11 protein-coding genes are annotated in these 12,047 nt (G+C 62.2%); 3 read left to right on the forward strand and 8 right to left on the reverse strand.

Annotation, left to right across the window (positions count from 1 at the left end; genetic code table 11):
• Nucleotides 1-16: 16 nt before the first annotated feature.
• The 3 genes from ACQZ2L_RS02455 to ACQZ2L_RS02465 all read right to left on the reverse strand — a co-directional run bounded on the left by ACQZ2L_RS02455 (nt 17) and on the right by ACQZ2L_RS02465 (nt 4,892).
• Entirely contained in the window at nt 17-2,305 is a 2,289-nt protein-coding gene (locus ACQZ2L_RS02455) for an ABC transporter permease subunit (RefSeq protein WP_430324584.1), read from the reverse strand.
• A gap of 137 nt (nt 2,306-2,442) precedes the next feature.
• The gene (locus ACQZ2L_RS02460) at nt 2,443-3,441 is read right to left on the reverse strand and encodes a phosphate ABC transporter substrate-binding protein PstS (protein WP_103435535.1); all 999 of its coding nucleotides are present in this window, start codon (nt 3,439-3,441) and stop codon (nt 2,443-2,445) included.
• Nucleotides 3,442-3,602: 161 nt separating this feature from the next.
• Nucleotides 3,603-4,892: an MFS transporter gene (locus ACQZ2L_RS02465; protein ID WP_430324585.1), complete on the reverse strand. Its 1,290-nt coding sequence runs from the start codon at nt 4,890-4,892 to the stop codon at nt 3,603-3,605.
• 353 nt (nt 4,893-5,245) lie between these two features.
• On the opposite strand from ACQZ2L_RS02465, the gene ACQZ2L_RS02470 reads away from it, so the two are divergent.
• Nucleotides 5,246-5,644: an acyl-CoA thioesterase gene (locus ACQZ2L_RS02470; RefSeq protein WP_101322846.1), complete on the forward strand. Its 399-nt coding sequence runs from the start codon at nt 5,246-5,248 to the stop codon at nt 5,642-5,644.
• Between the two features lie 70 nt (nt 5,645-5,714).
• On the forward strand, nt 5,715-6,629 hold the full coding sequence (locus ACQZ2L_RS02475; RefSeq protein ID WP_430324587.1) for a D-hexose-6-phosphate mutarotase: 915 nt from the start codon (nt 5,715-5,717) through the stop codon (nt 6,627-6,629).
• Nucleotides 6,630-6,785: 156 nt separating this feature from the next.
• Here the strand turns inward: ACQZ2L_RS02475 and ACQZ2L_RS02480 are convergent, their stop codons facing one another.
• From ACQZ2L_RS02480 to ACQZ2L_RS02500, 5 genes are all read right to left on the reverse strand, one after another.
• Complete coding sequence (locus ACQZ2L_RS02480) at nt 6,786-7,319, reverse strand: DUF3299 domain-containing protein (protein WP_430324588.1); 534 nt, start codon at nt 7,317-7,319, stop codon at nt 6,786-6,788.
• 49 nt (nt 7,320-7,368) lie between these two features.
• On the reverse strand, nt 7,369-7,614 hold the full coding sequence (locus ACQZ2L_RS02485; protein WP_101322843.1) for a GlsB/YeaQ/YmgE family stress response membrane protein: 246 nt from the start codon (nt 7,612-7,614) through the stop codon (nt 7,369-7,371).
• 97 nt (nt 7,615-7,711) lie between these two features.
• Nucleotides 7,712-8,794, reverse strand: coding sequence for a 5-(carboxyamino)imidazole ribonucleotide synthase (locus ACQZ2L_RS02490; protein ID WP_430324589.1), 1,083 nt, complete (start codon nt 8,792-8,794; stop codon nt 7,712-7,714).
• A 10-nt stretch (nt 8,795-8,804) separates the two neighbouring features.
• Complete coding sequence (gene purE / locus ACQZ2L_RS02495) at nt 8,805-9,296, reverse strand: 5-(carboxyamino)imidazole ribonucleotide mutase (protein WP_101322841.1); 492 nt, start codon at nt 9,294-9,296, stop codon at nt 8,805-8,807.
• A 174-nt stretch (nt 9,297-9,470) separates the two neighbouring features.
• On the reverse strand, nt 9,471-10,400 hold the full coding sequence (locus ACQZ2L_RS02500; protein ID WP_103435531.1) for a LysR substrate-binding domain-containing protein: 930 nt from the start codon (nt 10,398-10,400) through the stop codon (nt 9,471-9,473).
• Between the two features lie 180 nt (nt 10,401-10,580).
• On the opposite strand from ACQZ2L_RS02500, the gene aspA reads away from it, so the two are divergent.
• Nucleotides 10,581-12,005, forward strand: a complete 1,425-nt coding sequence (gene aspA, locus ACQZ2L_RS02505; protein ID WP_430324590.1) for an aspartate ammonia-lyase — start codon at nt 10,581-10,583, stop codon at nt 12,003-12,005.
• Nucleotides 12,006-12,047 lie beyond the last annotated feature (42 nt).

Genomic DNA, 12,047 nt, shown 5'->3' on the forward strand with positions numbered 1-12,047 from the left:
GATCTCTACCTTTCTATCAAAGCGACGAGTATTTCTTGCGCAAACGCTGACGAATCAGCTCGGCCAGGGTGTTCATCACAAAGGTGAACATCAGCAGCACCAGCGCCGCGAGGAACAGTACCCGGTAATGGCTGCCGCCGACTTCCGACTCCGGCATCTCCACCGCAACGTTGGCCGCCAGGGTGCGCATGCCTTCGAACAGGTTCATCTCCATCACCGGTGTGTTGCCGGTGGCCATCAGCACGATCATGGTTTCGCCGACCGCACGGCCCATGCCGATCATCAGCGCCGAAAAGATCCCCGGGCTGGCCGTCAGGATCACCACTCGGGTAAGGGTCTGCCATGGCGTTGCGCCCAGCGCCAGCGAACCCAGGGTCAGGCTGCGCGGCACGCTGAACACGGCGTCTTCAGCGATCGAGTAGATGTTCGGGATGACTGCAAAGCCCATGGCGATACCAACCACCAGGGCGTTGCGCTGGTCGTAGGTGATGCCTAGGTCATTGCTGATCCACAGGCGCATGTCGCCGCCGAAGAACCAGCTCTCGAGGAACGGGCTCATGGACAGCGACAGCCAGCCGGTGAAGAGGATCACTGGCAGCAGAATCGCGGCTTCCCAGCCGTCCGGCACACGCAGGCGGATCGACTCGGGCAGGCGGCTCCAGCCGAAGCCGGCCAAGAGAATGCCCAATGGCATCAGCAGGAACAGGCTGAACACGCCCGGCAAGTGCGCTTCCAGGTACGGTGCGAGGAACAGGCCGGCAAAGAAGCCGAGAATCACCGTCGGCATCGCCTCCATCAACTCGATCACCGGCTTGACCTTGCGGCGCATGCCCGGAGCCATGAAGTAGGCGGTGTAGATCGCAGCAGCGATGGCCAGCGGTGCCGCCAGAATCATCGCGTAGAAGGCTGCCTTGAGCGTGCCGAAGGTCAGTGGCGACAGGCTCAGCTTGGGCTCGAAGTCGGTGTTAGAGGCAGTCGACTGCCAAACGTACTTCGGCTCTTCATAGTTCTCATACCAGACCTTGCCCCACAGCGCGCTCCAGGACACTTCCGGGTGCGGGTTCTTCAGGCTCAGCGGCAGCAGTTTGCCGCCTTGCTCGATGATGATGCGGTTGGCCCGCGGCGACAGGGCCAGAATGCCTGCGCCCTCGGCAACTGGCTCGACCAGCAGGGTGCGGTGCGCAGTGCTGTGGAACACGCCCAACTGGCCGGCGCTGTCCAGAGCAATGAAGCCCTTGCGACGCTCTTCAGCGTCGATCTGCACCACCGGCGCGCTACCGAGCTGGAAGCTGCGGATCAGTTTGAAGCGCGACTCGCCATCCGGGTCGCGGGCCATGAACCACTGGCTCAGGCCACCCTTGGAGTCACCGAAGATCAGCGAGATACCGCCCACCAGCTGGGTGCTGGCGGTGATTTCCGCCTGGCCGTCTTCGAGCAGCTTGTAGCGACCGTTGAGGCTCTTGTCGCGCAGGCTGAACACATCGGCCTGGGCACGACCGTTGACCACATACAGCCACTGCTGGCGCGGGTCGACATAGATCGCTTTGACCGTTTCGGTCATCTGCGGCAGGTCGATGCTGGTCTGCTCGCTGCTGACCTCGCCGGTCATCATGTTTTCTTCGCGGGTGAGCTGGCTGACCAGCAACTGCGAACCGTGCGAGCCGGCCAGAATCAGCGACTCACCATTGAGGTTGACGTTGACATGTTCCAGCGCGCGGCCTGCGCTATCGAGCACGAATGGCGTCTCGCCGTAGGGGAAGTCGATGCCGGGGGTGATGGTCTTCTTATTGTCCGGGTAGGTGACCTTGTAGGTGTGGCTGAACAGCAGTGCCTGGCCGTTGGACAGGCCGAGCACGATCAGCGGGCTGCCCGGTTGATCGGCGCTGATCGAGGTCACGTGCGCCCCGGCCGGAACTGGCAGGTCAACACGTTTCAGCTCGGCCCCGGTCTTGCTGTCGAAGAACAACGCCTGGCCCTGGTCGGACACCCGCAGGCCGACCAGATTCTGTTCTTCAAGCGCGATCAACAGCGGCTTGCCGGCATCCTGCTGCAGCCAGGCCGGCTGCAACGCCTGCTTGCGGGTCAGCTCGGCGCCCTGGAACAGCGGCAGCACCACGTACGCCAGATAGAAGAAGATCAGGGTGATCGCCGCCAGCACGGCAAGCCCGCCCACCAGGACATACCAGCGGGTCAGGCGATCTTTGAGGGCGCGCATGCGGCGCTTGCGTTGCAGCTCGGGCGTATTGAAGTCAATGCGCACCGGTGGAGCCTTGTCGCTCATGGTGGAGTTGGCCAGATCATTCATGCGCACACCCTAGCGGTCCCATATTACAAAAACATGACAGTGCGTTGACGCAACAAAGCCCGCCGCACAGTAAGCCTGGCGCCGGACTGAAAATAGCTGACAGGGCCGGCCCACAGGCCAACCCCGTCCAGTGTTACTTACTGCTTGGCAACGTTGCCGGCATGCGACAGGCCCAGATCAGCCAGCGCCTTGGCAGCTACCTTGGCCGGCAGCGGGATGTAGCCATCTTTCACTACCACCTGCTGGCCTGCTTGCGACAGCACCAGCTTGATGAACTCGGCGTCGAGCGGGGCCAGCGGCTTGTTCGGCGCCTTGTTGACATAGACGTAGAGGAAGCGCGACAGCGGGTACTTGCCGTTGAGGGCGTTCTCTTCGTTGTCTTCGATGAACTCGCCGCCTTCTTTCTTGGCCAGCGGCACGGTCTTGACGCTGGCGGTCTTGTAGCCGATGCCCGAGTAGCCAATGCCGTTCAGCGAGCTGCTGATCGACTGTACCACCGAAGCCGAACCCGGCTGCTCGTTGACGTTAGGCTTGAAGTCGCCTTTGCACAGGGCTTCTTCCTTGAAGTAGCCATAGGTGCCGGATACCGAGTTGCGACCGAACAGCTGTACCGGCTTGTTGGCCAGGTCGCCGGTCACACCGAGGTCACCCCAGGTTTTCACGTCGGCCTTGGCACCGCACAGGCGCGTCGACGAGAACACCGCATCGACCTGCGCCATGGTCAGGCCCTTGATCGGGTTGTCCTTGTGCACGAAGACTGCCAGGGCGTCGACCGCGACCGGGATGGCAGTAGGCTTGTAGCCGTACTTCTGCTCGAAGGCCTGCAGCTCGACATCCTTCATCTTGCGGCTCATCGGGCCGAGGTTGGCGGTGCCTTCGGTCAGCGCGGGTGGCGCAGTCGAGGAGCCGGCAGCCTGAATCTGGATGTTTACGTTGGGGTATTCCTTCTTGTAGGCCTCGGCCCACAGAGTCATCAGGTTCGCCAAAGTGTCGGAACCGACGCTGGAGAGGTTGCCCGATACACCGGTGGTCTTGGTGTAGGTCGGGATCGCTGGGTCGACAGCGGCCACCGCGTTGGCGGTTGCAACGCCAGCGGCGACGAACGTGAGGGCCGCCATCAAACGCTTCAGTTTCATGCCTTGCTCCTAGCAGGAATATGGGGGGTGCTGGATGGAACGGGCCCCAGTATCTGCAGGGCGCATGAACACTCTATGACTTCAATGTGACAATTGGATGAAAGGCCATCATCGCATCCGCGAGATGGCCTTTCATTTTTGTTAAAGCTGAAACGCCTCTGTCAGCGTTTTTTCGCCAGCAGATACAGGCCCACCAGCAGGCCGACCGTGCACAGCACCGCCACGTAGTAAGCCGGCGCCATCGGGCTGATCTTCAACAGGCCGGTCACCGCCATCGGCGTCAGCCCGCCGAAGATCGCATAGGCGACATTGTAGGAGAACGACAGGCCGCTGAAGCGCACCGCCGCCGGGAACGCCTTGACCATCACATACGGCACAGCGCCAATCACGCCAACGCACATGCCGGTTACCGCATACAGCGGGAACAGCAGCTCGGGGTGGTTGGGCAGGCTGTGGTAGAAGGTCCACGAGCTGGCCAGCAGCGCCAGGCTACCGATCACCAGCACACGCCCGGCGCCGAAGCGGTCGGCCAGGCTACCAGCGGCAATGCAACCCAGGCTGAGCAGGACGATGGCCACGCTGTTGGCTTTGAGCGAATCCAGCGCGCTGACCTGATACAGCGTCTGCAGCAGCGCCGGGGTCATCAGGATGACGACGACGATGCCTGCCGACAGCAGCCAGGTCAGCAGCATCGACAGCACGATCGCGCCACGGTGGTCACGCAGCACTGCCCGCAACGGCAGCTCTTCGGCGAGGGCCTTGCGTTGCTGCATCTCGGCGAATACCGGGGTTTCATGCAGCCAGCGGCGCAGGTACACCGAGAACAGGCCAAATACACCGCCGACCAGGAACGGGATGCGCCAGGCATAATCGGCCACTTCTACCGGGGTGTAGACGGTGTTGATCAGGGTTGCCACCAGCGAGCCGAGCAAGATGCCCGCGGTCAGCCCGGCGGTCAGGGTGCCGCAAGCGTAGCCGGTATTGCGCGCCGGCACGTGCTCGGAGACGAACACCCAGGCGCCGGGCACTTCCCCGCCAATCGCCGCACCCTGGATCACCCGCATCAGCAGCAACAGGATCGGCGCCCACAGGCCGATCTGCGCGTAGGTCGGCAGCAGGCCCATGATCAGCGTCGGCAGAGCCATCATGAAGATGCTCAGGGTGAACATCTTCTTGCGCCCGAGCAGGTCACCGAAGTGCGCCATGATGATGCCGCCCAAGGGCCGCGCCAGGTAACCTGCGGCAAAAATGCCGAAGGTCTGCATCAGGCGCAGCCATTCGGGCATGTCCGGCGGGAAGAACAGCTTGCCGACCACGGTGGCAAAGAACACGAAGATGATGAAATCGTAGAACTCCAGCGCCCCGCCCAGGGCGGACAGCGAGAGCGTCTTGTAGTCACTGCGGGTCAGCGGCCGCGAAGGCTGCTCGATACTGCTCGGCACGGAGGTCATCGGAAGTCTCTTGTTGGACGTGCAGGCCGCTTGCAACGCGGCTTCTGGATAGTTGAGGGAAGAAGATAACAAATTGCCTGCCGGCACTCATAGCGGCAGAAAAACTCTCTCGATATTCATCAATGCATGGTCGTCCGTGGCGGCATGCGTCTATATACTGCCCATTCGAATGAAAAGAATGCTCCCGTTGTGGGATGTTGTGCGAAAACGCCGGTCATTATGCTCAGGCGGTTTCGCAGAGTTTCCCTGCGGCCGCCCTCCAAAACGAAATCAGCGTAGTATGGGCTGATCGTTTTCACGGCGACCTTGATTGCGCCAACCAACGAAGCGTCACGGGTCAGAGGCCCCACGGCATGATTGAGCTCGAACAAGAAGATCCTATCCCGCAAGGCGATTTGGCCCTGCAGATCACCGCGTTGCCCCGCGAAACCAATGGCTTTGGCGATATTTTCGGCGGCTGGCTGGTCGCGCAGATGGACCTCGCCGGTACCGCCATGGCCAGCCGCGTTGCCGGTGGCCGGGTGGCAACCGTGGCGATCGACCGCATGGCCTTTCTGGTCCCGGTGGCGGTTGGCGCGCAATTGTCGTTCTACACCCAAACTGTAGAAATTGGCCGCAGCTCGATCCAGATGATGGTCGAAGTGTGGAGCGACGACCCGCTGTCCAGCGAATGGCGCAAGGTCACCGAGGCGGTGTTCGTGTTCGTCGCCATCGATGGCAGTGGCCGCACCCGCTCGGTCCCTCGTCGCTGAGCCACGCCGGGGTTAAACTCGTTGCACAGCACAGGGTCGGAAACCCAGGTGCAAACAACGAGATGAGCGTATGGCTAACTTTCAGGTCGAAACCGAAACCCACGGCGAGCTAGCTTGCTGGCGCGTCAGCTGCCCGCAGGCGGAACTGCTGATCGCTCAGCAGGGCGCGCAGATTCTCAGCTATCAGCGCATCGGCCAACCGCCGCTGCTGTGGTTGAGTGAGCAAGCGCTGTTCCGCCAGGGCAAATCGGTGCGTGCCGGGGTCCCGGTATGCTGGCCCTGGTTTGGCAACCTGCAACGCAACCCACAGTCTGTTCAAAAAATGTACAGCGGCGCAGAGGCCCCGGCTCATGGGCTGGTGCGTGGCCGTGACTGGCAGTTGCTGGGCATCGAGCAGGCGGGCGAAACCGTGCAGATTCAATTCTCGCTGCCTGAGGCTGCCAACGGCGAACTGCCGGGCTGGCCGCACAAGGTCGAGCTGAAGCTGCTGATCGAGGTTGGCGCGCAGCTCAGTGTCACCCTGACCAGTCACAACCTGGGGGATGACAGCGTCACCATCAGCCAGGCGCTGCACAGCTACTTTGCCGTCAGCGATGTGCGCCAGGCGCAGGTCGAAGGCGTTGCAGGGCTGAGCTACATCGAGACCTTGGCTGACTGGGAGCAACGCACGCAGCAGGACGCGCTGGGTTTCAGCGGCGAAACCGATCGCATCTACCTCGATACCCCTGAGCAGCTAAGCATTGTCGACCCGCTTTGGCAGCGACGGATTACCCTTACCAGCAGCGGCTCGCGTTCGGCGGTGATCTGGAACCCCTGGACCGACCGCGCCCGCGAATTGCCGGACATGGCCGACGATGGCTGGCAGCGAATGCTGTGCATCGAGACGGCGAATGTCTGGGATGATCTGGTTGAGCTCAAGGCTGGTGAGCGGCATGTGTTGAGCCTGCAGATAGGCAGCGAGGCTCTGATCTGCTGGCCTCGGTGAGGGCTGCGCCCTCATTTCGCGACACAAGGCCGCTCCTACAGTGACTGCGCATTACTTGCCAACGCGGTCCCCTGTAGGAGCGGCCTTGGGTCGCGAAAGGGCTGCGCAGCGGCCCCCGGCATTCTGCAGTGCTGCACCTATCTTCGGGGACCTACATCAAAGGTCCGCATCCTCCACAACCCGCACCTGCCCGGCCTCCAAGGCATAAGCAGCATCCGCCAGATCATTGCTGACCTTCTCCACCTGCAGACGCCCGCTGACCCACAGCGGTGTGTAGATATCGTCGATCTTCAAGCCTTTCGGATAGCGCACGAGCACCAACTGATTAGGCGGTGGCGGCGGTACGTGGATGCAGGCGCCTGGATACGGCACCAGGAAGAACAACGTGCTGTTGCCCTTGGCGTCGCTTTCCAGCGGCACCGGATAACCACCGAGGCGAATCTGCTTGCCGTTCATGGCCGGCACGGTCTTGCTCGAGTACATCACTGCCGGCAAGCCTTTGCTCTGCTTAAGGCCGCCCTTGTCGGTAAAGGTACCGGTAGCTTCAGGCGAGTCATGATCGATTTCTGGCATCTGCTCCAGCGCCAGTTGGTCCGACTTGGGCATCAGTTCCAGCCAGTCGGTTTCGGGCAGCTCGGCATGGGCCAGGGTGCTGGCCAGCAGGAGGGGAAGGAGGAACAACGCACGCATGAGAACGCTCGGCAACTCGGGGAGAATTGCCGAGCATTCTACCGTGCAATCAGCGTTTCTTGATCATGCCGTAGATCACCAGCAGGACCACGGCGCCAACCAGCGCACCGAAGAAGCCTGCAGCCTGACCGGCCTGATAGATGCCCAGTGCCTGGCCGCCGTAGGTCGCCAGCAGGGAGCCTGCGATACCCAGGAGGATGGTCATGATCCAGCCCATGCTGTCGTCGCCTGGCTTGATGAAGCGCGCCAGCAAGCCAACGATGAGGCCGATGAAAATGGTTCCGATGATGCCCATGGCAATCCCTCTGCTTTTGAAGATGAGACATGCCAAAGCCTAGACAGCGCTTTGGCATGTTGCCATCTCAGAGGGCAGGCAACCGGCAGAGGTTCCCTCAGCCTGCGATCAACGCCTCTACTTCGGCGATTTTCTCATGCAGGCTGACCATGTCGGCGCAGCGCAGGGTGGCGTGGCCGACCTTGCGCCCGACCTTGAAGGCCTTGCCGTAGTGGTGCAGGTGGCAGTCGTCGACGGCGACGATCTTGTCCACCGCCGGTACTTCACCGATGAAGTTGAGCATGGCGCTCTCACCGACCTTGGCAGTCGAACCCAACGGCAGGCCGGCGATGGCCCTCAGGTGGTTCTGGAACTGGCTGCACTCGGCGCCTTCGATGGTCCAGTGCCCGGAGTTGTGCACGCGCGGGGCGATTTCATTGGCCTTGAGGCCACCGTCGACTTCAAAGAACTCGAACGCCATCACGCCGACATAGTCGAGCTGCTTGAGCACGCGGCCAACGTAGTCTTCGGCCAGCGACTGCAGCGGGTGGTCTTCGCTGGCAACCGACAGGCGCAGGATGCCGTTGTCGTGGGTGTTGTGCACCAGCGGGTAGAAGCGCGTCTCGCCATCGCGACCACGCACCGCCACCAGCGACACTTCGCCGGTGAACGGCACGAAGCCTTCAAGCAGGCACGGCACACTGCCCAGCTCGGCAAAGGTGTCGACCACGTCTTCAGCTGTGCGCAGCACCTTCTGGCCCTTGCCGTCGTAACCCAGGGTACGGGTCTTGAGCACGGCCGGCAGGCCGATGCTGGCGACCGCCGCGTCCAGTTCAGCCTGCGAGAGGATGTCGGCGAAGGCTGGGGTCGGGATACCCAGATCGCGGAACATGCTCTTCTCGAACAGACGGTCGCGAGCAATGCGCAGGGCTTCGGCGCTCGGGTATACCGGCACGAACTGCGAGAGGAAGGCCACGGTTTCGGCCGGGACGCTCTCGAACTCGAAGGTTACCAGGTCGACTTCGTCGGCCAACTGGCGCAGGTGGTCCTGGTCGCCATAGTCAGCCCGCAGATGCTCGCCGAGCGGCGCGGCGCAGGCGTCCGGAGCCGGGTCGAGAAATGCGAAGTTCATGCCCAGCGGAGTGCCCGCCAGGGCCAGCATGCGGCCCAACTGGCCGCCACCGATTACACCGATCTTCATGTGCTAAGCCTCAAACCTGACGCGGGTCAGGATTGTCCAGGACGGTTTCGGTCTGCTCTACGCGGAACTGCTTGAGCGCGGCGTGGAACTGCGGGTACTTGGCACCGAGGATGCTCGCCGACAGCAGCGCGGCGTTGATCGCGCCTGCCTTGCCGATGGCCAGGGTCGCGACCGGCACGCCGGCCGGCATCTGCACGATCGACAGCAGCGAGTCGACGCCCGAAAGCATGGCCGACTGGACCGGCACGCCGAGTACCGGCAGGTGGGTCTTGGCGGCGCACATGCCTGGCAGGTGGGCAGCGCCACCAGCACCGGCGATGATCACCTCGATGCCACGGCCATCGGCCTCATCGGCATACTGGAACAGCAGATCCGGAGTACGGTGGGCAGAAACCACCTTCACTTCGTAGGGAATGCCGAGTTTTTCCAGCATATCGGCGGTGTGGCTAAGGGTGGACCAATCGGACTTGGAGCCCATGATCACGCCAACCAGTGCACTCATCGTCGAGCCTCTTCGCTTGTGCGCCCGCAGGCGCGTCAAAAAACAACAAGCCACGCGGGACGACCGGCGTGGCTTGTATGCTGATCACGACCGGAATATCTATCCGGTCCAGGGGCCGCGCAGTATAACGTAACGCAAGCGCATCCCGGCACCCCTGGCGACCAACTGTCGAGCCTATTTTTCGGGGGTTTGGCTGACTTTTGGGTCAACTGTGCCGCCTTCCAGTTTGCGCCACAGCAGCCTTACGTTGGCCTTGCGCACCAGTGCGCAGCGGTACAGGCGGATCTCCAGCGGCACATGCCAGGCACTGCTGCCGCACACCGCCAGCTCGCCGCGGGCGAGTTCACCCTGCATCGACAGACGCGGCACCCAGGCCACGCCCATGCCCTCCAGGGCCATGCTCTTGAGGCTGTCGGCCATCGCCGTTTCATAAACGGTGGTGTAGCGCAGGTTGCGCTGGCGCAGCAGCAGGCTCACCGAACGGCCCAGAAACGCCCCGGCGCTGTAGGCCAGCAACGGCACGCTGGCTTCGCCCTCAAGGTCGAACAGCGGCTGGCCATCCGGCCCCACAGCACACACCGGCAGCATCTCGGTGGTGCCCATGTGCAGCGACGGGAAAATCTCGGCATCCATCTGCAGCGCAGCGTCGGGGTCGTAGAAGGCCAGCATCAGGTCACAGCCGCCTTCGCGCAGGGCATGCACGGCATCGCCAACGTTGGTCGCGACCAGCCGGGTGGCAATGTTGAGGCCGTCGTTACGCAGCTGAGCCACCCAGCGCGGGAAGAACCCCGAAGCCAGCGAGTGCGCCGCAGCCACCTGAATAACCTCTCCCTGCCCCCCTTCCAGATGATGCAAATGGCGGAGAACTTCGCTCAACTGGTCAACAACCGTGCGCGCCGTGACCAAAAACAGCTGCCCGGCCTCGGTCAGCTCGATTGGCGTGCGCGAGCGGTTGACCAGGGTCAGCCCAAGTGCCGCTTCAAGGCTGCGGATACGCCGGCTGAAAGCAGGCTGGGTAACGAAGCGACGCTCGGCCGCCTGCGAAAAACTGCGCGTCGAGGCCAGCGCGCTGAAATCTTCCAGCCATTTGCTTTCTAGGTTCATGCAGCCATCTCCCGGCATGCACCAAAATGGAACACGCTCGAATGTCAGTTGACGTCACATCAATCATTATGCCGTTTGTGCATAGGATAGCGCCTAACAGCATTGGCCGACAAATGCGCTCCAGCCTAGGATTGGCGGCATTCCGGCAGGTGCCGGGTCAAACTCGAGATGATATCTATCATGTCCTCCGCTGCATCGTTCCGCGTCGAAAAAGATCTGCTTGGTACCCTTGAAGTCCCTGCTGATGCCTACTACGGCATCCAGACTCTGCGCGCTGCCAACAACTTCCACCTCTCCGGCGTCCCGCTGTCGCACTACCCGAAACTGGTAGTGGGCCTGGCGATGGTCAAGCAGGCTGCTGCTGATGCCAACCGTGAGCTGGGGCACCTGAGCGATGCCAAGCATGCTGCGATCAGCGAGGCTTGCGCCCGTCTGATCCGTGGTGACTACCACGAGCAGTTCGTGGTCGACATGATTCAAGGCGGTGCTGGTACTTCTACCAACATGAACGCCAACGAAGTCATCGCCAACATCGCGCTGGAGGCCATGGGTCACCAGAAGGGCGAGTACCAGTACCTGCACCCGAACAACGACGTGAACATGGCGCAGTCGACCAACGACGCCTACCCGACTGCGATCCGTCTGGGTCTGCTGCTGGGTCACGACGCGCTGCTGGCCAGCCTAGACAGCCTGATCCAGGCCTTCGCTGCCAAAGGTGAAGAGTTCAACCACGTACTGAAGATGGGCCGCACCCAGCTGCAGGACGCCGTACCGATGACCCTCGGTCAGGAATTCCGCGCCTTCGCCACCACCATGACCGAAGACCTCAACCGTCTGCGTTCGCTGGCTCCTGAGCTGCTCACCGAAATCAACCTCGGCGGCACCGCCATCGGCACCGGCATCAACGCCGACCCGGGCTACCAGATGCTCGCCGTGCAGCGCCTGGCTGCCATCAGCGGCCAGCCACTGGTTCCGGCTGCCGACCTGATCGAAGCGACTTCCGACATGGGCGCTTTCGTGCTGTTCTCGGGCATGCTCAAGCGTACTGCAGTCAAGCTGTCGAAAATCTGCAACGACCTGCGCCTGCTGTCCAGCGGCCCACGTACCGGCATCAACGAGATCAACCTGCCGGCGCGTCAGCCAGGCAGCTCGATCATGCCCGGTAAGGTCAACCCGGTTATCCCGGAAGCGGTCAACCAGGTTGCCTTCGCAATCATGGGCAACGACCTCGCCCTGACCATCGCCGCCGAAGGTGGCCAGCTGCAGCTGAACGTGATGGAGCCGCTGATCGCCTACAAGATCTTCGACTCGATCCGCCTGCTCCAGCGCGCCATGGACATGCTGCGCGAGCACTGCATCGTCGACATCACTGCCAACGAACAACGTTGCCGTGAACTGGTCGAGCACTCGATCGGCCTGGTCACCGCACTGAACCCGTACATCGGCTACGAAAACGCCACCCGTATCGCCCGCATTGCCCTGGAAACAGGCCGCGGCGTACTGGAACTGGTGCGTGAAGAGAAGCTGCTCGACGAAGCGATGCTCAACGACATCCTGCGTCCGGAAAACATGATTGCTCCACGCCTGGTGCCACTCAAGGCATAACCGGCTGCTGTAACCCGTCTCACCAGGTTTGAGGGACTAGAC

This window comes from Pseudomonas shirazensis, from assembly GCF_050496565.1.
GTDB classification, from domain to species: domain Bacteria; phylum Pseudomonadota; class Gammaproteobacteria; order Pseudomonadales; family Pseudomonadaceae; genus Aquipseudomonas; species Aquipseudomonas shirazensis_A.